General features: G+C 60.6%; 20 protein-coding genes. 11 read left to right on the top strand and 9 right to left on the bottom strand.

Features of this window, described 5'->3' with window-relative positions; all coding sequences use genetic code 11:
• Nucleotide 1: 1 nt before the first annotated feature.
• Complete coding sequence (locus ACZ1HH_RS07030; RefSeq protein ID WP_011538805.1) at nucleotides 2–700, bottom strand: corrinoid protein; 699 nt, start codon at nucleotides 698–700, stop codon at nucleotides 2–4.
• A gap of 216 nt (nucleotides 701–916) precedes the next feature.
• On the opposite strand from ACZ1HH_RS07030, the gene ACZ1HH_RS07025 reads away from it, so the two are divergent.
• Entirely contained in the window at nucleotides 917–1,999 is a 1,083-nt protein-coding gene (locus tag ACZ1HH_RS07025) for a PA0069 family radical SAM protein (RefSeq protein WP_472636229.1), read from the top strand.
• Between the two features lie 80 nt (nucleotides 2,000–2,079).
• On the opposite strand, the gene bmt is transcribed toward ACZ1HH_RS07025, so the two are convergent.
• The 3 genes from bmt to ACZ1HH_RS07010 form a co-directional block, all read right to left on the bottom strand.
• A complete protein-coding gene (gene bmt, locus ACZ1HH_RS07020; protein ID WP_472636228.1) occupies nucleotides 2,080–3,102 on the bottom strand; it encodes a betaine--homocysteine S-methyltransferase in 1,023 nt (340 codons plus the stop codon).
• 62 nt (nucleotides 3,103–3,164) lie between these two features.
• Entirely contained in the window at nucleotides 3,165–5,066 is a 1,902-nt protein-coding gene (locus ACZ1HH_RS07015; RefSeq protein ID WP_472636227.1) for a phosphatidylglycerol lysyltransferase domain-containing protein, read from the bottom strand.
• A 117-nt stretch (nucleotides 5,067–5,183) separates the two neighbouring features.
• Nucleotides 5,184–5,501 (bottom strand): DUF1476 domain-containing protein, encoded by a 318-nt coding sequence (locus ACZ1HH_RS07010; RefSeq protein ID WP_011538801.1) that lies wholly within the window; start codon nucleotides 5,499–5,501, stop codon nucleotides 5,184–5,186.
• Between the two features lie 451 nt (nucleotides 5,502–5,952).
• Between ACZ1HH_RS07010 and purC the strand changes: the two genes are divergently transcribed.
• The 7 genes from purC (at nucleotide 5,953) to ACZ1HH_RS06975 (ending at nucleotide 15,142) form a co-directional block, all read left to right on the top strand.
• On the top strand, nucleotides 5,953–6,714 hold the full coding sequence (gene purC / locus ACZ1HH_RS07005; RefSeq protein WP_011538800.1) for a phosphoribosylaminoimidazolesuccinocarboxamide synthase: 762 nt from the start codon (nucleotides 5,953–5,955) through the stop codon (nucleotides 6,712–6,714).
• 106 nt (nucleotides 6,715–6,820) lie between these two features.
• Complete coding sequence (gene purS / locus ACZ1HH_RS07000; RefSeq protein ID WP_005607046.1) at nucleotides 6,821–7,051, top strand: phosphoribosylformylglycinamidine synthase subunit PurS; 231 nt, start codon at nucleotides 6,821–6,823, stop codon at nucleotides 7,049–7,051.
• The gene (gene purQ / locus ACZ1HH_RS06995; protein ID WP_472637309.1) at nucleotides 7,051–7,719 is read left to right on the top strand and encodes a phosphoribosylformylglycinamidine synthase subunit PurQ; all 669 of its coding nucleotides are present in this window, start codon (nucleotides 7,051–7,053) and stop codon (nucleotides 7,717–7,719) included. Before purS ends, purQ begins: the two co-directional genes overlap by 1 nt.
• A 36-nt stretch (nucleotides 7,720–7,755) precedes the next feature.
• On the top strand, nucleotides 7,756–9,558 hold the full coding sequence (locus ACZ1HH_RS06990) for a sensor histidine kinase (RefSeq protein WP_472636226.1): 1,803 nt from the start codon (nucleotides 7,756–7,758) through the stop codon (nucleotides 9,556–9,558).
• A 24-nt stretch (nucleotides 9,559–9,582) separates the two neighbouring features.
• Nucleotides 9,583–10,920, top strand: a complete 1,338-nt coding sequence (locus ACZ1HH_RS06985) for a sigma-54-dependent transcriptional regulator (protein WP_472636225.1) — start codon at nucleotides 9,583–9,585, stop codon at nucleotides 10,918–10,920.
• A gap of 23 nt (nucleotides 10,921–10,943) precedes the next feature.
• Nucleotides 10,944–11,609 (top strand): HAD family hydrolase, encoded by a 666-nt coding sequence (locus ACZ1HH_RS06980; RefSeq protein ID WP_254658879.1) that lies wholly within the window; start codon nucleotides 10,944–10,946, stop codon nucleotides 11,607–11,609.
• Nucleotides 11,610–12,202: 593 nt separating this feature from the next.
• The gene (locus ACZ1HH_RS06975) at nucleotides 12,203–15,142 is read left to right on the top strand and encodes a ribonuclease E/G (protein WP_472636224.1); all 2,940 of its coding nucleotides are present in this window, start codon (nucleotides 12,203–12,205) and stop codon (nucleotides 15,140–15,142) included.
• Between the two features lie 121 nt (nucleotides 15,143–15,263).
• Here ACZ1HH_RS06975 and ACZ1HH_RS06970 read toward each other — a convergent pair whose 3' ends face one another.
• Nucleotides 15,264–15,500: a sulfurtransferase TusA family protein gene (locus tag ACZ1HH_RS06970; RefSeq protein ID WP_011538794.1), complete on the bottom strand. Its 237-nt coding sequence runs from the start codon at nucleotides 15,498–15,500 to the stop codon at nucleotides 15,264–15,266.
• 94 nt (nucleotides 15,501–15,594) lie between these two features.
• On the opposite strand from ACZ1HH_RS06970, the gene ACZ1HH_RS06965 reads away from it, so the two are divergent.
• The 3 genes from ACZ1HH_RS06965 to ACZ1HH_RS06955 all read left to right on the top strand — a co-directional run bounded on the left by ACZ1HH_RS06965 (nucleotide 15,595) and on the right by ACZ1HH_RS06955 (nucleotide 19,063).
• Nucleotides 15,595–16,347, top strand: a complete 753-nt coding sequence (locus ACZ1HH_RS06965; protein WP_472637308.1) for a cytochrome c biogenesis CcdA family protein — start codon at nucleotides 15,595–15,597, stop codon at nucleotides 16,345–16,347.
• 113 nt (nucleotides 16,348–16,460) lie between these two features.
• Nucleotides 16,461–17,708, top strand: coding sequence for a hypothetical protein (locus tag ACZ1HH_RS06960; protein WP_472636223.1), 1,248 nt, complete (start codon nucleotides 16,461–16,463; stop codon nucleotides 17,706–17,708).
• Entirely contained in the window at nucleotides 17,705–19,063 is a 1,359-nt protein-coding gene (locus ACZ1HH_RS06955) for a cytochrome P450 (RefSeq protein WP_472636222.1), read from the top strand. Before ACZ1HH_RS06960 ends, ACZ1HH_RS06955 begins: the two co-directional genes overlap by 4 nt.
• Before the next feature lie 8 nt (nucleotides 19,064–19,071).
• Here ACZ1HH_RS06955 and ACZ1HH_RS06950 read toward each other — a convergent pair whose 3' ends face one another.
• From ACZ1HH_RS06950 to fumC, 4 genes are all read right to left on the bottom strand, one after another.
• A complete protein-coding gene (locus tag ACZ1HH_RS06950; protein ID WP_011538790.1) occupies nucleotides 19,072–19,302 on the bottom strand; it encodes a ribbon-helix-helix domain-containing protein in 231 nt (76 codons plus the stop codon).
• A 4-nt stretch (nucleotides 19,303–19,306) separates the two neighbouring features.
• On the bottom strand, nucleotides 19,307–20,401 hold the full coding sequence (locus tag ACZ1HH_RS06945) for a Hint domain-containing protein (protein ID WP_472636221.1): 1,095 nt from the start codon (nucleotides 20,399–20,401) through the stop codon (nucleotides 19,307–19,309).
• Nucleotides 20,402–20,574: 173 nt separating this feature from the next.
• Complete coding sequence (locus tag ACZ1HH_RS06940) at nucleotides 20,575–20,751, bottom strand: DUF4169 family protein (RefSeq protein WP_487320437.1); 177 nt, start codon at nucleotides 20,749–20,751, stop codon at nucleotides 20,575–20,577.
• Complete coding sequence (gene fumC, locus ACZ1HH_RS06935) at nucleotides 20,751–22,148, bottom strand: class II fumarate hydratase (RefSeq protein ID WP_011538788.1); 1,398 nt, start codon at nucleotides 22,146–22,148, stop codon at nucleotides 20,751–20,753. Before fumC ends, ACZ1HH_RS06940 begins: the two co-directional genes overlap by 1 nt.
• Between the last annotated feature and the right edge of the window lie 208 nt (nucleotides 22,149–22,356).

Genomic DNA, 22,356 nt, shown 5'->3' with positions numbered 1-22,356 from the left:
ATCAGGCGTTCATGGCGTTGTGCTTGCGCGCCACAAATTCTTTGGCGGTTTCAACCGCGACAGCCGCGTCGCGGCAGTAGGCGTCGGCGCCGATGGCCTTGCCGAATTCTTCGTTGAGGGGCGCGCCGCCCACCAGCACGATGTAATCGTCACGCTTGCCTTGCTCGACCATCGTGTCGATTACGACCTTCATGTAGGGCATGGTGGTGGTCAGGAGCGCAGACATGCCGAGGATGTCGGGTTTGTGCTCTTCGAGGGCCTCGAGGTAGTTTTCGACCGGGTTGTTGATGCCGATGTCCACCACCTCAAAACCGGCGCCTTCCATCATCATCGAGACGAGGTTTTTGCCGATGTCGTGAATGTCGCCTTTCACGGTGCCGATCACCATGGAGCCCATGCGCGGTGCGCCGGTTTCTGCCAGAAGCGGCTTCAGGATCGTCATGCCACCCTTCATGGCGTTGGCCGCCAGAAGCACTTCGGGAACGAAGAGAATGCCGTCGCGGAAGTCTGCACCCACGATGGTCATGCCGCCGACCAGTGCTTCGGTCAGGATCTTGTAGGGCGCCCAGCCGCGTTCGAGCAGGATGTTGACGCCTTCCTCGATTTCTTCCTTCAGACCGTCATAGAGGTCGTCAAACATTTGTTGGACCAGTTCCTCGTCATCGAGTTCTGAGAGGATGATGTCTTCTTCTTCCGACATATCTGTCTTCCTTAGCTGGCGGGCGGGCCTGAATTGGCGCTTTTATGTGTTTTTGACAGATGTTCAGAACTCCACTGTTTTGATTGCGACATTGGCGCGTTTCGAACCGACCTTTGCGTCGGGAAATAGGTCAGATTGACCCTTTGAGGCAGGGGCTTGGGGGTTTCTTGGGTTTATGTTCTTTATTTGTTCTCATGGGTGTGCCATAAGGACCAAATGCAGAACACGGATCCTTTTTCGCCTCGATGTCGCAAAGCGCGCGGTGCGCTCAGCAATGCGGCAGGCCGGTTTGATCTGACGCGCGAGGCGCAGGACGATGGCTGGTGGCAGGAGGCACCGGATCCTTCTGTTGCGACAGAGATTCGCAACGAGCTGGCGCGCAGCCTGATCTCTTACAACCGTTCGCCGGATCTGCCCTTTGACCGCTCGATCAACCCCTATCGCGGCTGTGAGCACGGCTGCGTTTATTGTTTTGCGCGCCCGTCGCATGCCTATCTCGGCCTGTCGCCGGGGTTGGATTTCGAAACCCGGCTTGTTGCACGCAGCAACGCGGCAGAGGTGCTTCGAAAAGAGCTCTCGGCGCGGAGCTACAAGGTCGCGACCCTGGCCATCGGCACCAACACGGATCCCTATCAGCCCTGCGAGAGGGATCATCTCTTGATGCGCCAGTGTCTTGAGGTGCTGCAGGCGTTCAATCACCCGGTGGCAATTGTCACCAAGGGCACTCTGATCGAGCGCGACATTGATATTCTGACCGATATGGCGCGCCGCGGCCTGGTGCGGGTCGGGATTTCCGTGACCACGTTGGATGCGAACCTGTCGCGGCGGATGGAGCCGCGCGCGCCGGTGCCTGCGCGGCGCCTGGCGACGATCCGACGGCTGAGTGCTGCGGGGGTTCCGGTACGCATAATGACGTCGCCCTTGGTGCCGGGGCTCACCGATCACGAGCTTGAGGCGCTATTGGCAGCCGGGCAGGACGCGGGTGCGGATGCCGCCAGCTGGATCATGTTGCGCCTGCCGCGCGAGGTATCGCAGCTCTGGCAGGACTGGCTACACGAGCATGCACCCGATCGGGCCGCCAAGGTGATGGCGCGGCTGCGCGAGATGCATGGCGGGCGCGATTACGATCCGCGCTGGGGGCACCGGATGCGAGGGGAGGGCGAGTATGCCGAGATGATCGCGCGCCGTTTTCGGCTGGCTTGCAAGCGGCTTGGATTGGCAGAGCGCACCGCGCCCCTCAGAACAGACCTCTTTGCAAAACCGCTGCAGCCCGGCGATCAGCTCAGCCTGTTTTCCTGACACCGCTTAATTCTGACAGCGCATAAATAAAGAGCCGGTTCAATGACCGGCTCTTTCAAGGACGTATGCCGAGGATCGGATCAGCTGCGACGGCGCCCGCGACGCCCCCGGCGCTCGGCGCTGGCATCGCTGCCTTCTTCGGTGCCGTCGTTGGCCGAGCTGAACGGGCCAAGCAGCTCTACGATATGTTCCAGCGTCGGGCGTTCGCCGCGTGGGCGGCTGTCGAGAGCCTCACGCATCTTGCGCAGATGGTCCGGCATGGTGCCGCAGCAGCCGCCGATGATCTTGGCTCCGGAGTCGCGCGCCAGGACGGCGTATTCGCCCATCAAGTCCGGGGTGCCGTCATAGTGGATATGGCCATCGACATATTTAGGAATACCCGCATTGCCCTTGGAGATGATCGGACGTTCGGTGCCCTGCGCGGCGAATCCGAGCACGGTGCGCAGGATATCAGATGCCCCGGTGCCGCAGTTGGCGCCAAAAGCGAGCGGCGGGGTGTCGAACTCCTCGACGAGTTTGGCCAGATCGGCAGAGGTCACGCCCATCATGGTACGTCCGGCGGTGTCAAAGCTCATGGTGCCGCACCAGGGCATATCCACCAGTTTGAAGGCCTCAGCGGCGGCGGCAAATTCCTCGGGAGCGGAAATCGTTTCGAGCCAGAGCACGTCTACGCCGCCTTCCTTGAGCGCGTCGGCCTGTTCGTGGAACATTTCCACCGCGAGCGCGTGCGAGAGTTCCCCAACCGGTTGCATGATTTCGCCGGTGGGTCCGACAGAGCCGGCAACGGCAATCTTGCGTTCAGCCTTGTCCGCAACGTCGCGTCCAAGTTCTGCGGCGATGCGGTTCAGCTCGCGGACACGGCCTTGTGCGTCATGCAGCTTGAGACGTGCGGCGGTGCCACCAAAGCTATTGGTCAAAAACAGATCGCTGCCGGCATCGACCGAGCCTTGATAGAGTGCCTTGATCTTGTCTGGCGCGTCGGTGTTCCACAGTTCCGGCGCATCGCCGGACTGCAGCCCCATGTTGAACAGGTTGGTGCCTGTCGCGCCATCCGCCAGAAGCACATCACGGCTGTCCAGAAGCTGTTGGAAACTGTTGCTCATGTTCTTGTCCACTTACCCAATTCGCACACAGAGCGCTTTGGCTCCGCAAGGCGTTTTCTTTGTCACGCGGTCCGTTTTGCCGCAACTGCATTTTCGACAGTATCATCAGGAATAGGGTCCTGCAGCATGTCGATCTGCGCCATTGCAGCCTCCGGACGCGCCGGACGATGCACCAGCCGGGTCATTTCGGCAATCGCGAGCCCCATCTGAGCCCAGCTTGGCGCGGCCATGTATCGGGCCTCCCAGGTGGGGGCGAAGCAGGACTTGAACTGACGCAGGCCGCCATCAAAGCGCGCGCTGAAGCGGTGATCGGGAACCGACGCAAGCGACAGGCGGCGCACGCCCGCATCGCGCGCGGCCTCGACCGCGGTGCAAATCAGCGCATGGGCGGTGCCATCGGGCGCCCCGGGCAATTGGCGCACCAGATCCAGGCACCATTCATCTGCCGCCCGGTGAAAGGTCATGAAGCCGACAAGGCGGTCCTCAAGCCAGGCAAGACAGGTCATCTGGATCGCCACATATCCCGGCTCGAACTGGCCCATCGTCGTGCCACGGGCGCCGCCGTGCTGGCGCGTCCATGCGGCATCGACCTGGGCCATCTGGGTCAAGGGCAGCGTCCCCCAGGCGGGCTCCACCTGCAGTCCGGCCTTCTCGGCGTGGCGCAGTTTGCGACGCAGTTGGCGATGCTTGGAGCCCTCGACGGTGAAGGTCTCCGGCGCAAGGATGGCGTCCTGAGCCACTCTCAGGATCTTCCAACCCTCCTGACGGGCTGCCAGCGCGGTGCGGGCACTGCATTTGTAAAAGCAAGCTGCCGCATTGCGCGAGAGTGCATGGGCGCGCAGGGCGGCGGGGATCTCGTCCTGTCGGCCGCTGATTGGATCAAATAGCACCGCAGAGAGCTGCGGGCTATCAAGGAGCGCGACTTGATTGAGCCCAAAGGCCATCACATGACCGCCGTTTTGCAAGAGCACGGCCGTTTCGGCCTGCGGGCGGACGAAGGGCTGGCTGGCGGCAGGCCGCAGATCGCAGCCCAGATCGCCAGTCTCCCAGGGGTCCGGCATTGCGCTTCCGTGGCGCAGCAGCCGTGGCCAGAGCAACACAGCACCCGCAAGCATCGCGGGCAGCGCATAATAAACTGCCCGAAAGGCGAGAAGTCCTGCCACCAGCGTCGCGGGATCGGCACCGGGCAGAAGCGTGAGCATTGCAAGTTCCAGCGGCCCGGCTCCGCCCGGAGAGGAGGAGATGATCGCCAGTCCAAGGGCCAGAAAATAGGCGGTCAGCAAGACATCAAGGCCGATGCCATGTCCAACCGGCAGCAACAGCCAGAGGGCGACCCCGGCGAAGGTCACATCCATCATGGTCCAAAGCGCCAGCGCAAGGATGGCCTGCACAGAAGGGAACCGGAGCCGCAAACCACGGATGCGCCACTCTGGGTGCAAGAAGCACAGGCCAACAGCGGCGATCGCGGCAAACAGGATGCCCCCGCCCACAAGGCGCATCCCCCATGAAGGTCCCACAAGGATCAGAAAGATCCCGCAAATGACAGCGAGGGCTGTCATGAAGGTGATGCCCACAAACCCGGTCAGCTGCGCCGAAAGCAATGGATTCAGTTGCGGCAGCAGGCGCCAACGTGCAAAGGACCCCGAAAACAAGCCAAATCCAACGGCCTGCGAAAAGGCGATAGCGGCCATGCCCGCGCGCCGTGCGGTCCGGTCATCGATTCCGCTGCGCAAATGCCGGTGTGCGACCGCGTCATAGCGGCCAAGAGCCCAGAAACTGAGCACAGTTGCCCCGAGGGCGCCGATCCAATGCGGCGCGGGCACCTGCGTGAGCAGGCCCAGAAGGTCGTGGAAATGCGGCAGATCCGCTTGTCGGGTCAGGGCGAACAAACAGCCCGCCATAATGAGCAGGGGCGTCACCACCCTCAGGGAATTCGTAAAGGTCTGCTTGCGTCTGGCCCGCATCGGCATCTCGCTTCCGCCATTTGGAGCAGACGTCGCCCGTTTTGCGGAACGCGTGCCTGCCGGTTCAGGGACCGGCAGCTCTGTGCCTCACGCATCTGCGCGGGCCGGGTGCCGGGATCAGGTATCGGTTTGGGGGAGGTCTTCTGCCACCTGCATCATCAGCTCCATCATCTTGTCCCGGATGGCTGCGCGTTCGACCATGCCTTCGAGGTCGGTGGCGAGCTTGGCGAGGACATCGTCGTCGCCCGGTTCATCCAGGTCGGCGATAATGACGGTCTGGGCATAGGCTTCTGCCGCTTCGTCCCTGTGCCCCAACAGATCCGCGGCCCAAAGGCCCAGCAGCTTGTTGCGGCGCGCGGTTGCGCGGAACTTCAGTTCAGCGTCATGCGCAAACTTGTTTTCGAATGCCTTCTCGCGGTCATCAAATGTTGTCATCTCACGTCCTCCCATAAGAAGTGGGCCAGTGGGGCGTCAGAATATCCGCTCTTGGCCCTCAATGCAGGATAGCACATCAGGACGGAGAGGTGTTTTCACATCTGAGTTTCGCATCGATGAGAGGGTGCGGCGTGCCATTCTCTGCACTGTGACCGCGTCCCTGGGTCCCACCACGGGAGGCCGGACATCCGCAGACATCCGTATGAAGTTGCCCCCAAGCTAGCAAGGGTTCTTGAACAAACCGTCAACGAAATAGGTGCAAAACCCTGCAACTTCGCGTTTCTTGGGCGAAATTTTTCTCTTTTTGCGCCTTTCGATTAGGAAGAGCAGGATTTGTGGCGATGCTGGGCCGAGATCGCCCTGCGCTGTGCTTGCGGGATGAGGCCCCTTGCACTATGAGAGCGCTACGGATCGGGGCAGATTCCCGGTGGTCCATACCGAAAGGCTCTCCATGGCGCGGCGCAAGAAGATTTACGAAGGCAAGGCAAAAACTCTGTATGAAGGGCCCGAACCGGGCACGATCGTCCAGTACTTCAAAGACGATGCCACGGCCTTCAACGCCGAAAAGCACGACGTGATCGAGGGCAAGGGTGTCCTGAACAACATCCTGAGCGAATTCTTCATGCTGGGTCTGGGGCAGATCGGGGTGCCAACACACTTCCTGAAACGGCTGAACATGCGCGAACAACTGGTGCGCTCTTGCGAGATCGTCCCGCTGGAGATCATCGTTCGCAACTATGCCGCCGGGTCGCTGTGCAAGCGTCTCGGGATGGACGAAGGCACTCAGTTGCCGCGTCCGATCGTGGAATATTGCTACAAGGACGACGCGCTGGGGGACCCGCTGGTCACCGAAGAGCATATCGCCGCCTTTGGCTGGGCGAGCCAGCAGGATATGGACGATATCCTGTCGCTGGCGCTGCGGGTGAATGACTTCCTCTCTGGCGTGATGCTCGCCGTGGGGATCCGCCTCGTGGACTTCAAGATCGAGATTGGCCGGATCTACGACGGCGATTTCCAGCGTCTTGTCGTGGCCGATGAGATCAGCCCCGACAGCTGCCGTTTGTGGGACATCAAGACCGGGCAGAAGCTCGACAAGGATGTGTTCCGCCGCGACCTTGGCAGCCTCACGGATGCCTATACCGAGGTGGCCCGCCGTCTGGGCGTCATGCCCAACAACCCACCCGCGCCGGGCAAGCCCCAGCTGGTGAACTAAGAGATTTCGCCCGCAAGCACCGCTCCGTCGGTCTTGCGGGTTTTTCAATAGCGCAACAGGGCAGGGCGCTCATGCTCCCGCCCGCAGGAACTTGAGGAAAGACGCGATGAAAGCACGGGTGCATGTGATGCTGAAGAACGGGGTTCTCGATCCGCAAGGAGAGGCCGTGCGTCACGCGCTTGGCGCGCTTGGCTTTGACAAGGTCGAAGGCGTGCGTCAGGGCAAGGTGATTGACCTGGAGCTGGCCGAGGGTGCCACTGAGGCCGACGTGACCGAGATGTGCGAAAAGCTGCTCGCCAATACTGTCATCGAATCTTACAGCGTCGAGATCCAGTGATGAAGGCTGCTGTCGTCGTTTTCCCCGGATCCAACTGCGACCGTGACCTTGCCATAGCTTTTGAGCAGGCCGGTTTCGATGTCTCGATGGTGTGGCACAAGGACAGCGAACTGCCCGAGGGGGTGGACATCGTTGGCGTGCCCGGTGGGTTTTCGTATGGGGACTATCTGCGCTGCGGTGCGATCGCGGCGCAGTCACCGATCTGCAAGGCCGTGGTCGCGCATGCCGAGCGCGGCGGATATGCGCTTGGGGTCTGCAACGGGTTTCAGATCCTGACCGAGACCGGCGTTCTGCCCGGCGCATTGCTGCGCAATGCGGGGCTCAAATATATCTGCAAGACCGTCGACCTGACGGTTGCGACCTCCGACAGTGCCTTCACCCAAGGTTACAACGCAGGCGATGTGATCGGCGTGCCGATCGCGCATCACGATGGCAACTACTATGCGGATGACGCCACGGTTCAGATGCTGAAGGATCAGGACCGCGTCGCGTTCACCTATGTGGACAATCCCAACGGTTCGGTCGCAGACATTGCGGGGATCCTGTCGGAAAACCGTCGAGTCCTGGGCATGATGCCTCACCCCGAACGCGCCGCCGACGAAGGCCATGGCGGCACCGACGGTGTGGCGATGTTCCGCGCATTGTCCGGACTTCTCACGGACGCCTGACTTGAGCCTCAGAGGCGGTAAACCTAGTGTTGCGTCATGACTGCCTCTGAGGAGACTCCCGGCTCAAAGCCGCCTGCGCCTTCTGAACGTCGTGCTGAACGCCCGACGTTGAGGTCGCGCACGATCTCCTGGCGCGTGCGCCTGGCACTTGTGGCCTTTATGGCCATCGCAGGGGCGACCGTCTGGTTCACCAACTCCACGTTGACCCACAGTTTCACAGAGACCACGCGCAATCGGGCGGAGCTTCGGCTTGCGCTTTATTCAGGCAACCTCGTCAGCGAATTGCGCCGCCACGCGATTGTGCCGCAGCTTCTGTCGCGCGACCAGGCGCTGATCTCGGCGCTGCAGAGCCAGGATTTTTCGCTTTCGACCCAGCGCCTCATTTCCTTTGTTGATGAAATCGGTGCGGCCTCCATAACCTTGATGGACCGAGATGGGCGCACGGTTGCGGCCACGGATCGTGTTCGGCTCGGCGAAATCTATCGTAATGCGCCCTTCTTTGTTGAGGCAATCCGGTCTAACGCCACCGTGTTTTCGGTGATCCCGCGCGAGGTGCGGGGGTATCAATTCACGTATTCGCGCCGTCTCGTCGACAGCAGCGGCACGCTTGGCGTCATTATGGTCGAGGTCGATCTGCAAAAGTTCGAACGCGCCTGGGCGGGCATTTCCGACGCCGTGATGGTGGCCGACAGCACCGGCACCGTTGTGCTCGCCACAGAGGCGCGCTGGCGGGGGCTCTCGGAAGGGGAGGCCCTGAAGGAGCAAACACCCGAGGGGGCGATCCAACGTGCCATCCGCGCGACTGCGGATTGGGCTGCCCTGCCCACCGATGTCTACCTGCAAGGTGAGGCGGTGATGCGGCTCGAGACTCGGGTGCCGTTCCAGGGGTGGCGGATGATGTCCTACACCACCTATGATTCGATCCGCGAACAGGTCAACGCGGTGATTGCGCTCGAAATCATGGGGTTTGCGATCCTGCTTGCGTTGGCGTTTTACGCGTTGAGCCGCAAGACGGCGCTGCGGATGGCGCTGTTTCAGCGCGAGTCGGCGGAGCTTCGCGTGTTGAATGCGCGCCTGCAGCGGGAAATTGCCGAGCGTGAACGGGTGCAAAAGACCCTCGCTGTGGCTGAACAAAGCCTTGCGCAGAGCTCCAAACTGGCCGCGCTCGGAGAGATGTCTGCCGCCGTGAGCCATGAGCTCAACCAGCCGCTGGCGGCGATGAAAACCTACCTCGCGGGTGCGCGCCTGCTCTTGCAACGCAACCGCCCCGACGAGGCGCTGTCGTCTTTTGGGCGTATCGACGACCTCATTGAACGCATGGGGGCGATCACGCGGCAGCTGAAATCCTATGCGCGCAAGGGTGGAGACGCGTTCAGCCCAGTAAACATGGGCGATGCGCTCGCCTCTTCGCTGTCGATGATGGAGCCGCAACTGCGCCAGCGCCACGTCCAGATCACCCGTATCCTGCCGGATGAGCCGGTCTTTGTGATGGCGGATCGGATGCGATTGGAGCAGGTTATGGTGAACCTCTTGCGCAATGCGCTGGATGCCACCAAATCTGTTGACGAACCCGAGGTTGAGATCATCTTGGCAGCCGGTGAAACTGCGACCCTCACGGTCCGCGACAATGGCGACGGCATTCAGGATTTCGACAGCCTGTTTGAGCCGTTTTACACCACCAAGCAACCGGGTGACGGTGTCGGACTTGGGCTTGCTATCTCCTCGGGGATCGTGAACGACCTAGGCGGTCGCCTCACGGCCCGCAATTCCGATGCGGGCGGCGCGGTGTTTGAAATGCAACTGCCGATCCTGATGGACGGCATCGAGGCCGCCGAATAGGCGGCACGACCTGGAGGGCAACTTATGGCACAGGCCATGAAAATTGCGATTGTGGATGACGAACAGGACATGCGTCAGTCGATCAGCCAGTGGCTGGCATTGTCTGGCTATGACACCGAAACATTCGCCAGCGCCGAGGATGCGCTCAAGGCGCTGGGGCCGGATTATCCGGGCATCGTGATTTCCGACATCAAAATGCCGGGCATGGACGGGATGCAGTTCCTCAAGAAACTCATGGGATCGGACAGTTCGCTGCCGGTGATCATGATCACGGGGCATGGCGATGTGCCGATGGCAGTCGAGGCCATGCGCGTCGGAGCGTTTGATTTTCTCGAAAAACCCTTCAATCCTGACCGCATGTCGGAGTTGGCCAAGCGCGCCACTGGCGCACGACGGTTGACGCTCGATACACGTGCGCTGCGCCGCGAGCTTTCCGATGGCGGCCAGATCATGAAGAAGCTGATCGGAACCAGCCCCGTTATGGACCGCCTGCGCGAGGACATTCTCGACCTCGGCCAGGCGGATGGCCATGTCCTGATCGACGGGGAAACCGGCACCGGCAAAACGCTCGTTGCGCATGCGCTTCATGCCGTGGGCAGCCGCGCGGGCAAGAAATTCGTGCTGGTGTCCTGTGCCGCCCTTGAGGAGGAAGCACTCGCCAAACGTCTGTTTGGTCCCATGCAGCCCGAAGACAGCATGCTGCCCGCCGTCGAAGAGGCCCGGGGTGGTACGCTTGTGCTGGAGGATGTCGAGGCGCTGAGCGAAGCCCTGCAGGCGAAGCTCTTGAGCTTTATCAACGAGCAGGGCATTCCGGGCGAGACCCGCATCATTGCGATCTCCAACCTGCAGGAGGTGGGTAAAACCTCCGAGGATGTACTGCGCGCCGATCTCTTTTATCGCTTGGCCGCGCTGCGCATCACGGTGCCCCCGTTGCGCCAGCGGGGCGAGGACATCCTGACACTGTTCACTCGCCTGTCGGAACAATTTTCCGAGGAATACGGCTGCGAGGCGCCGCAGGTGACGGCGCAGGAGGCTGCGCAGCTCTTGCAGGCGCCGTGGCCCGGTAACGTTCGTCAGCTGATCAACGTGGCAGAGCGCGCAGTGCTGCAATCGCGCCGCGGCTCAGGCACCATTGCCTCTCTCTTGATGAGCGACCACGAAGATATGCAGCCGGTGATGACCACCGAAGGCAAGCCTCTGAAAGAATACGTCGAAGCCTTTGAACGTATGTTGATCGACAACACCATGCGTCGTCACAAGGGGTCTATCGCTTCGGTGATGGAAGAGCTCTGCCTGCCGCGTCGAACGCTGAATGAGAAAATGGCGAAATACGGCCTGCAGCGCTCCGACTACCTCGGCTGATGCCTGCGGGGTATCTCTTTGATATGGATGGGCTGCTCCTTGATACGGAGCGGCTCACGCTGGACGCCTTTCTCGATTGCGCGCCGGAGTTCGATCTGGATCCCGGCGAGATGCGCGCGTTCTTCATGACCCTCATTGGCAGCGCGCGGACGCAGGGCGAGGCCATGGTGCGCGACTTCATCGGGCCGGATCGCGATTTCGACGCACTTGATCTGGCCTGGCAGCACCACAGCCAGAGGCGGCTTGCGGCGGGCATCCCCGTCAAGCCGACGGTCGCAGAGACGATCTCAGCCCTTCATGCATCTGGGGCGGTCATGGCTGTTGTGACTTCGACATTTGGTGACAAGGCCCGCCATCACCTTGACCGAGCCGGGTTGTTGAGGTGTTTTCGGACCGTAATCGGCGGTGATGAGGTCCCTGCAAACAAACCGGATCCTGCACCTTATGTTCAGGCGGCAGAGCAGCTTGGCGTACCGCCCCAGAACTGCGCGGCCTTTGAGGACAGCGACACAGGGATCACGGCGGCGGCGCGGGCAGGCTGTTTTGCAGTGCAAATCCCGGATCTGCGCCCAAGCGCGCGGGCGTTTCCGGATGTTGGACAGCGTTTCGCGACGACCCTCACAGAGGCCGTCACCACCGCTCAGGCCCACTTTCACCATGAGCGCCGTCGGCAGGGCCGCAGTCTCTGACGTAAACCGGGATAGTTTTGCATCAAAACGCCGCTCCACGCCCCGGTCTTAACCTTGCCTTTGAAATTTGCAGGCAAGGATGAAAATACCTCTCTCGGCGGTGCCTGCGCAGAATGACCATTGTCATTACCTATCCACAGGCCTTATGCTGAAAGACGGAGCACCGCAAAACAGGTGTTCACCCATGAGATTTTCTGTCGTCATGTCCGTCCGGCCCACGCCGGGGCATGGCTGACAGTCCAGAACGTCTCGCAGACTGCGAGGCTGAAGAGTGCCTGCTTTGACGCGGCCGAGACTCGGTCAGATCAAAGAGGAAATAACGGGCAGGGTTCGGGATATCCCCACCTGTCGGAGAAGAACCGCGATGACGCGCGCGAGACGATTGAGCACTGACGCAGGATTTCCGCCTTTAAGCCGGAATTCCCTTTCGTGCATCTCCTGGTCCGTGACGCAGTCAAATATCGCCCTGACAAGACACCACCCACAACATGTTCGTCCACCCGGACCCGGCGCGGGCACGGGGGCTTCGGCCTCCTGTCGTATGCGCCCCGACCGGAGGCAACCTGTACTGGCATGGTGCAATCCAAGGACTAATGGCGAAGAAAATGCTGATCGACGCCACCCACGCAGAGGAAACTCGCGTTGTGGTGGTGGATGGAAACAAAGTTGAGGAATTCGACTTTGAATCCGAAAACAAACGCCAGCTGGCTGGCAATATCTATCTTGCAAAAGTAACCCGCGTCGAGCCTTCGCTGCAGGCCGCTTTTGTGGACTATGGCGGCAACCGCCATGGCTTCCTCGCGTTTTCGGAAATTCACCCGGACTATTACCAGATCCCCGTCGCGGACCGCGAGGCCCTGATGGAAGAAGAGCGCGCCTATGCCGAGGCAATGCGCGCCCGCGATGAAGAAGACGACGAACCCAAGCCCAAGCGCCGCAGCCGCTCGCGCAGCAAGACCCGCGCTGAAAAAGCCAAGACCGCTGACGCCGTTGAAACAAAAGAGGTCGCCACCCCCGAGGGTGAGATTTCCGGCATGGAGACGATTGACCTCAGCGATGACAGCACGGTGCTGGCAGAGGTGCCGGAGGCGACCTCGCCGATGGAAACCGTAGCAGAGACCCCGGTCGAGGAACCGGTGGGCGATGATGCAGCGGCAGAGATGTCCGAAGCGGATGCAACTGACGGCGAAGCGCCAGCGGGCGACGACAGCGTCGTAGCAGAACCCGCGACAGATGGCGAAGCCGAAACCGTGGCCGAAGACTCCGCCGCTATTGAAGACGCGGATGCGGACGACGACACCGATGAAGGTGGCACAGAGGATGCGCCCGAGGCGAAAACCGGTGGGGCTGATGCAGCCGACAAGGATGACAGCATCGAGTCGGTTGCCGACGACGATGATCAGGAAGACATTCGTCCGCCGCGCAAACCGCGCCCCAAGCGGTACAAGATCCAAGAGGTCATCAAGGTCCGTCAGGTGCTGTTGGTGCAGGTTGTCAAGGAAGAGCGTGGCAACAAGGGCGCTGCGCTGACCACTTACCTGTCTCTTGCAGGTCGCTATTGCGTTCTGATGCCCAACACCGCCCGTGGCGGCGGCATCTCGCGCAAGATCACCAATGCCGCAGACCGCAAGAAACTCAAGGACATCGCGACCGAACTTGATGTGCCGACAGGGGCGGGACTCATCGTGCGCACCGCCGGGGCCAAACGCACCAAGGCGGAGATCAAGCGCGACTATGAATACCTTCAGCGCATGTGGGAGCAGATCCGCGAACTGACGCTGAAATCCATCGCGCCCGCAAAGATCTATGAAGAGGGCGACCTCATCAAACGCTCGATCCGCGACCTGTATAATCGCGAGATCGACGAGGTTCTGGTTGAAGGCGAACGCGGCTACCGCATCGCCAAGGACTTCATGAAGATGATCATGCCGTCCCACGCAAAGAACGTGAAAAACTACCAGGATCAGCTGCCGCTCTTTGCGCGTTATCAGGTGGAAAGCTATCTCGGCGGGATGTTCAATCCGACCGTTCAGCTGAAGTCGGGCGGCTATATCGTGATCGGCGTGACCGAGGCACTGGTGGCAATCGACGTGAACTCTGGCCGGGCAACTAAGGAAGCATCGATCGAGGAAACCGCGCTCAAGACCAACCTGGAGGCGGCCGAAGAAGTGGCGCGCCAGCTGCGTCTGCGCGATCTCGCGGGTCTCATTGTGATCGACTTCATCGACATGGATGAGCGCAAGAACAATGCCGCCGTCGAGAAGAAGCTCAAAGACAAGCTCAAGACCGATCGTGCCCGTATTCAGGTGGGCCGGATCTCCGGCTTTGGTCTCTTGGAAATGTCGCGCCAGCGTCTGCGTCCGGGCATGATCGAGGCAACAACAGCGCCTTGTCCGCATTGTCACGGCACCGGCCTCATTCGGTCGGACGACAGCATGGCGCTGTCGATCCTGCGTCAGATCGAAGAGGAAGGCACCCGCCGCCGGTCGCGCGAAGTGCTGGTAAAATGTCCGGTGGACATCGCGAACTACCTGATGAACCAGAAGCGCGAGCATATCGCTCAGATCGAAGCGCGCTATGGCCTGTCGGTCCGGATCGAAGGCGATGTGACCCTCGTCAGCCCGGATTTCTCGCTTGAGAAGTTCAAGACCGCATCGCGCGCGATCCCTGCAGTCACGACCCCTGTGGTGTCGGTGGATGCATCGATCATGGATCAGGTCGATGCCATTGAAGAGGTTGCTGAAACCCCGGAAGAGGCGCCCGCGCCCGAAGCCCCTGAAGCCGATGAAACCGAAGGCGAGGCAAAGCCCAAGCGCAAGCGTCGTCGCCGGCGTCGCAAGAAGTCTGGCAATGGCGAGAACGGTCAGGACGCTGACGCGCAGGCAAGTGAGGCAAATGCCTCCGATGCCTCCGATGCGGCGACAGATTCTCAGGATGCTGAGTCTGATGCCAAGACCGAAACCGCGCCGGATGCCGCTGGCGAAGGCGACGGAGAGGCGGAGCCCAAGAAGAAGCGCACTCGGACGCGCACCCGCAGCCGCTCTCGCAAGAAGGTGGATGCCGAGGTAGCTACAGAGGCAGAGGCTCAGGACGCCGCTCCGGAAGCGACGCCTTCGGAAGCCCCTGAGGCACAAGAGGCAGCCCCAGCCGAACCGGCAGCACCTGCTCCGGTTGAGGAAGCGGCTGTTGATGAGGCGCCTGTTGTCGCTGCAGAAACCACTGCATCCGAAGAGGCAACTGCGGAGGAAGCACCCTCCGAGGCACCGCAGAACACTGCAGACTCGCAAGAGGCGCCAGAGGCGCCGAAGGCCGAGACTGTTGTTGCCGAGACGACATCTGCTCCGGTCGCAGCAGAAGAGGCCGCATCTGAAGAAGTTGCTCCTGAAGAGACCCCGGAGCCGGTTCAGGAGGAGACCCACGCAGAGGTTGAAGCCGAAGAGGCGAAGCCGGAACCGGCGCTTGCGGTTGCGGAACCTGAACCCGAGGAACCGGCCAAGCCCAAACGGCGCGGCTGGTGGTCCGTGGGTCGTTAAGGACCTGAGAAACATGAAAGAGGCGGCTCCTTCGCCGGGGCCGCCTCTTTCATTTCTGTCGTCTGCGTGTGTGATCTGCCAGCGCCCACATGCAGTTGCCCGGGAATTTGGCGCGCAGGTCTCAGGCTGCGCCCTTGCGAATGAGGTATACTTGGTGGGAGTCTTGCTCTTCCATTCCCAGAAACTCATGCCCGGCTTCGGCACAGAAATGCGGCACATCAATGATTGCGGCCGGATCATCAGCGAGGATGCGCAGAACCCCCCCTTCGCGAAGCGGTTGAAGACGTTTTCTCGCCTTGAGTACAGGCAGAGGGCAGAGGAGGCCGATGGCATCCAGAGTGGCGTCAATATCAGTCATGCTTTCCGAGATAAGGCGCGTGTTACAACCTGTCCACAAGGATGTGACACAGCGTGCAGGTGACGCCGTTGTGCGCAGCGACTATGTACGGGTCATGTTTGGAATCGAGATCATAGACGCGAGCCTTCTGCCCGCCATGTTTGTTGCCCTTGTCGGGGGCATTATCAGCTTTCTGAGCCCCTGCGTGCTGCCGATCGTTCCGCCCTATCTGGCGTATATGAGCGGCGTGACGATTGGCGAGATCCAAGGCACGGCCGCTGCTCGGCGCAAGGCCATCCTGGCGGCGGTGTTCTTTGTGATGGGGCTGTCGACGGTTTTCCTGCTCCTGGGGTTCACGGCCTCCGCGTTTGGCGCATTTGTTCTTCAAAATCAGGAGCTTTTTGCCAAAGCTTCAGGTGTCGTCGTGATCATTTTTGGCCTGCATTTCCTGTCGGTTTTTCGGATTCCGATCCTGGATCGTGAAGCGCGGATGGAAACCGGCGAGACCGGCGGCTCGGCACTTGGGGCCTATGTGCTCGGGCTGGCCTTTGCATTTGGCTGGACGCCTTGCATCGGGCCGCAGCTTGGCGCGATCCTGTCGCTTGCCGCCTCCGAGGCCTCCGTGAGCCGCGGTACGATCCTGCTGGGGGTTTACGCACTGGGGCTGGGCGTGCCGTTCCTTCTGGCAGCGATCTTCCTCAACAGGTCCATGGTGCTGATGAACCGTATCAAACGCCATATGAGCCTCATTGAGAAACTGATGGGCGTGTTGCTTCTGGTAGTGGGCTTCATGCTGGTCACAGGGCTTTTCACCAGCTTCTCTTTCTGGCTTCTCGAGACCTTCCCGGCACTCGCAACTCTGGGCTAAGGACCAATCCCACCGCCACCCCGCCGCCCACGCGGGGTGCACGCACCATCTTACACTGCGCAGCAAGCTGAGTTAGGCTTGGGCGCATAAAGATCGGGGCGACAAGATCACGCATGAGCAGCACATCCAGCGCAGGTCCGGTGCAGAGACGCCGGGTGTTTTACATACCGGGGTATGACCCGTTCCACCCGCGCCGTTACCGCGAGCTATATCGCAGCGAAGGGGCGGAGCAGGCCGAGATTTCGGGCTACGATCTGACACTGCGCCCGAAATCCTCGCCGGGACCGTTCGGCTGGCATGTGAGCGCCTCTATCGAGGGGGCCGATGTCGAGACCGACATCGAGGTTCTGGTCTGGTCAGACATCGTCAAGCACAGCATGCGCAGCACAGTCGCGGCGACCTATTGGCAGCTTTTGCGCACTGTTTGGATCTATGTGGCCACGGGGACATTGTGGCGTCTGATGCGCCTGCGAAAAGGACCGGTGATTGCTGCACTATATCCAGTGGTCATTCTCTTGGTGCAGGCCTTCCTTGCTCTGCTGGCAGGCTATGCGTTCGCCCGAATAACCGGGGCGATTGGCGCGTGGTTCTCCCTGCCTGAATTGGTTGCAATCTTCCTGCAAGGGGCGGTTGGGGCTGGGGCGGCTGTGATGTTGCTGAGGTTGTTCAAAGCGCATGACAACAAGCTCTTTGTATATTACCTCATGCATGATTATGCTTATTCTGCAGGGCTTTGTGGCGCGATCCCTGCCGAGCTCGAGGCGCGGATGAAGGCGTTTACAGCCACCCTTCGCGATGCGCTCACAGAAAACACCGTGGATGAGGTGCTGGTGGTCGGGCATTCCTCCGGCGCCCATATCGGGGTTTCTGTGCTGGCTGATCTCTTGCAGGAGGACCTGCCAGAACAGCGTCCCGTGCTCAGTTTTCTGACATTAGGGCAAGTGGTGCCCATGGTGTCGTTCCTGCCGCGCGCCACACGTCTGCGACGTGACCTGCGCGAGATGTCAGAGCAGCAGAGCATCGCATGGTATGATGTGACCGCACCCGGCGACGGCTGCGCGTTTGCGCTTTGTGATCCGGTGGCCGTCAGCGGCGTTGCTCCACCTGAACAGCGCTGGCCCATCGTCTTTTCCGCGGCGTTTACCAAGACCCTCAGCCCCGCCCGCTGGCAGGCGCTGAAGCGGCGGTACTTCCGCCTTCATTTTCAGTATCTTTGCGCGTTTGATCAGCCCAAGCAATATGACTATTTTCGGATCACGGCTGGCCCATTGACGCTCGGCGCGCGGCTGAAGGCGCGCGGGCATTCTCGTTCTCGTCTGGCAAAGCCGTTGAGCCGCTACCGGGATATGGACAAGCGATGACCCTGCGCCCGCCAAAACCCCCGGTACGGCCTGACAGAGTCTCGCTCTGGCGCTACCTGAAGCTGTTTCGGGCCGATATTCTGTCGGCGCAGCCGCAGCGGCTCTATCGGGCGTGGATGGCAGAGTTTCGCACGCCCTTCTTTCGGTCCTTCCTGGTCAATCAACCTGCGCTTCTGGATGTGATCCTGAAAGAGCGCCCGGATGATTTCCCGAAATCCAACCGCGTGGGCGAGGGGCTGCGGCCACTCCTTGGAAACTCCGTCTTTCTGACCAATGGCGAGACCTGGAAACGGCAGCGGCGCATCATTGATCCCGCCTTTGAGGGCGGTCGACTGAAGGAGAGCTTTCCAGCGATGCGCGCCGCAGCCGAGGCAGGGGTTGCGCGTTTGCGTCCACACGCGGATGGGTCGGAGCTCGAGATCGAGGCTGAAACCTCGCATATCGCGGCGGATGTGATCTTTCGAACGCTGTTTTCTATTCCCATCGAACATGAGGTCGCCGCAGAGGTCTTTGCCCGGTTCCGCGCCTATCAGCAGGCGCAGCCGATCCTCAATCTGGCGGCTTTTGTACCGGTGCCCCGCTGGATGCCCCGGTTCTACCCCAAGGGCACCCGACAAAACGCGCGCCATATTCGCAGGCTGATTGCTGATCTGACCAAGGCTCGGATGGCCGAGATCGCTGCGGGCACAGCACCAGACGATTTGGCGACCAAGATTATGACCACGCTGGACCCGGAAACCGGCAAAGGGTTCGAAGCCGAGGAGATGGTCGATCAGGTGGCGATCTTCTTTCTGGCCGGGCATGAGACCAGTGCCTCAGCGCTGGGGTGGGCGCTCTACCTGTTGGCGCTTTATCCCGAATGGCAGGAGAAGCTGGCCGCCGAAGTAGCAGAGCATGGCGCAGAGGAATTTGCGGATCTGTCAAAGCTGCGCCTGACGCGCGATGTGTTTCGCGAGACGCTGCGGCTGTATCCACCGGTGCCGATGATGGTGCGCGAGGCAGATCAGACAGAGAGGTTTCGGGACCGCGAGGTGCTCAGGGGATCTCAGATGGTACTCAGCCCCTGGCATCTGCATCGCCACGAACGTCTCTGGGAGCGGCCGGATGAATTTGATCCTGGCCGATGGCAGAGCGAGAACGGAAAAGCCTGTGCCCGGAACGCATATATGCCGTTCTCGGCGGGCTCCCGGGTCTGTACAGGAGCCGGGTTTGCCATGGTCGAGGGTGTTTTAATCCTCGCGCAAATTCTGCGCCACTATCGCATCACGCCTGTCGAGGGTCGGAGCCCCGAGCCCGTTGCGCATCTGACGGTACGCTCTCGCACGGGCATCTGGCTGCGTTTTTCGCATCGCTAGCGACGCGCTCAGGTCACGGTTTCTGCCTTTAGGGCGCTCAGGACATAGAGACGAATGGCAGAGGCAAGCCCGCAGTCCGTACCGCGCTGCTCGTCAATCTCGGCGGCGAGCTCATTGATCGCCCGACCTTCGCGCGCAGCGAGGCGACGAAATTCGCTCCAGAAAGCATCCTCCAGCGAGACCGAGGTCCGGTGACCGCGCAGGGTGAGGGAGCGTTTCTTGGGCCGTTCGCCAATCATGATCTCATGCCTTCAGTAGACGTGCTTCTTGAGCATTTATAGAGGGATAACATGTAGGGCCATAGGCATTGAGATCCGCCTCCAGAGCCGGGAATATCTCAAAAAGCTCGCGCCGGACCGCATCTTCGGCAGCCGCAAGCGCCCAGGCACCGGGATGGTAGCTTTCGGAATAGAGCCCATCGGCCTCGATCACCTCATGGCGATCAAACATCAGATGCACATAGGTGACCGGCATGCCACTTTGATCCTGTCGCACACTGGTGCCGTTCACCAGCCCCTTGGCCGGTGCGAGGATGGCATTGCTGGCAAAGAGGAGCCCGCTCATGTGGGATTCAATGAGAATCCTGTGCTGTGGAGACACTTTGAGGCGGCGTTTGGGGCAGCCCGGCGCCAGTGCGTCTGGCTCAAAGATTATTGGCGCCAGATGCGGTTGGCGGTCGAGATCTGCGCGTGACAGGCGGCGGTGATATTTCCACCGCAGGGTCTGATAACCATTGTCCCGTGTCAGCACGCGATCGCCCACGGCAAGATCCCGGATGCGGCGGGAACCCTCCGGGGTGGTGACCTGCGCGTTGGGCGTAAAACACACGATCACGGCTCCCTGAATGTCATCATAGGATCCGGCATCGGTCGCGTCTTCGCCGAGGTATTGACGATACCAATATTGATAGGAGCCCGTCAGCTCGTCATCGTTGATGACATTGTGGGTCCGGTAGCTGTAATTCACATCCCGTAAAAGCGGCGCAGTTGGCAGATAGCCAATAAGTGTGCCGCCGCTTTCCAGCGCATAAACGGTAATTTCGCTGCCATCATCGCCGGTCAGCATATATTGATTTTCTGCATAGACTTGGTCGTTTTGCACAAAATCTCCGCCGATACGCGCCAATGTGCTGCCGTCGCTTTCAAAAACCGTTGCCCGCTGGTTGCTGTCGATACCGCGCTCATTTCGGGTGAAATCCCCATCCAGCGTGGAATCGTCATCAGTGAGAGACACAACGCGCCGATCAGAAAGCGGGTCAAAACCAGAGTTTACGCGGATCGTGCCGCCGGAAAACGTCAGCGCATCCGGCGTGTAGACAAAAAAGTCATGGGTGGGCATGCCTGTGATGCCTCCGTCGAAAATTGAATCTGCTCGTTGCGCCATTTTTAAGAAGCGCGTTTGACGCATGAGTATGCGCGCGAAATGGAAAAAGGTAAAGAAATTGCTAACGCGAATATCGGGCCGCGCGAAGAGCAGGGCGCTTTGAAAATGGCGCCTGCGCTGTGATAGCCCTAATCGTCGAGCTTGTGGCCGTCCAGATGATCTTTGCCACGTTGATCAACAGTTTTGTCGCGTTGTTTTTCAGATTTGCTGCGGCCGAATTTCACAGCATTTTGGTCAGCGCGGGCCTTTTTCTCGGCCCGCGCTTTTTCTTTTCTGAACCGGTTCAGGTTTACCGGTTTTCCCATCACTTCGCCTTGGGGCCGATCATCTGCTCGGGGCGGACAACCTTGTCAAAGGTCTCTTCGTCCACAAAGCCGAGTTTGATCGCCTCTTCCTTGAGGGTGGTGCCGTTCTTATGCGCGGTCTTGGCGACCGTGGTGGCGTTGTCGTAGCCGATGGTCGGTGCCAGCGCGGTCACCAGCATCAGGCTTTCTTTCATCAGCTTGTCGATGCGCGGCTCGTTGGCCTGAATGCCGCTCAGCATCCGCTCGGTAAAGCTGTCGGCCGCGTCGCCGAGGAGCTGGATGGACTGCAAGAGGTTATAGGACATCATCGGGTTGTAGACGTTCAGTTCAAAGTGACCCTGAGAGCCCGCAAATTTGATCGCGGCGTCATTGCCCATGACATGTGCTGCCACCTGAGTGAGCGCCTCGGCCTGGGTCGGGTTCACCTTGCCCGGCATGATCGAAGAGCCGGGTTCGTTCTCTGGCAGGATCAGCTCGCCCAGACCGGAGCGCGGGCCAGAGCCGAGGAACCGAATGTCGTTGGCGATCTTGTAGCAGCTGCCAGCGATGGTCGCGAGCGCGCCAGAGAGGAACACCATCGCGTCATGCGCTGCGAGGGCTTCGAACTTGTTGGGCGCGGTCACAAACGGCAAACCGGTGATTTCTGCCATGTTTGCAGCGACTTCCTCGCCCCAGCCTTCTACGGTATTGAGACCGGTGCCAACTGCGGTGCCGCCCTGTGCCAGCTCGTAGATGCCGGGCATTGCAGCCTCAACCCGGGCCAGACCCTGACGGATCTGATGCGCGTAGCCGCCGAATTCCTGACCCAGTGTGAGCGGCGTTGCATCCTGCGTGTGGGTGCGGCCGATCTTGATGATGTCTTTGAATTCCTCGGCCTTGGCTTCCAGCCCCTCGGCCAGTTTCGTGAGGCCCGGCACCAACACGTCGCGCACGGACATCGCGGTGGCGATATGCATCGCGGTCGGGAACGTGTCGTTGGAGGACTGCCCCATGTTGCAGTGATCGTTCGGGTGGACCGGGTCTTTGGAGCCAATGACGCCGCCGAGGATCTCGATCGCGCGGTTGGCGATCACCTCGTTGGAGTTCATGTTGGACTGGGTGCCGGACCCGGTCTGCCAGACCACGAGCGGGAAGTTGTCGTCGAACTTGCCCTCAACCACTTCGCCTGCGGCCTGGATCACCGCATCTGCGATCTTGGCGTCCAGCTTGCCCGAAGCTTTGTTGGCCATGGCGCAGGCCTTCTTGATCACGCCAAGCGCGCGCACGATGGCGACAGGCTGTTTTTCCCAGCCAATGGGAAAGTTCATGATCGAACGCTGAGTCTGCGCCCCCCAGTATTTGTCGGAAGGGACCTCAAGCGGGCCAAAGCTGTCGGTTTCGGTGCGGGTGTTCGACATCGTGTCTGTCTCCGTCGCTGGTTCGGCCACTTGGAACATTCAAGTGGTATACTGATGTATGCCGTTTACCCCTGCTGGCGGCGCGACGCAATTGTTCTGAGACGCGGACGCCTGACGTGGGGTTTCTGGGCTCGGTATACTGTCCCAGACCAGCAAGTGCCATTGCCAGTTTGGGGAAGATGCATAGATTAGTCTAAAGAAGAGTCGT

This window comes from Epibacterium sp. HA2-3, from assembly GCF_055693725.2.
This window is presented reverse-complemented; position numbering and strand designations above follow the sequence as displayed.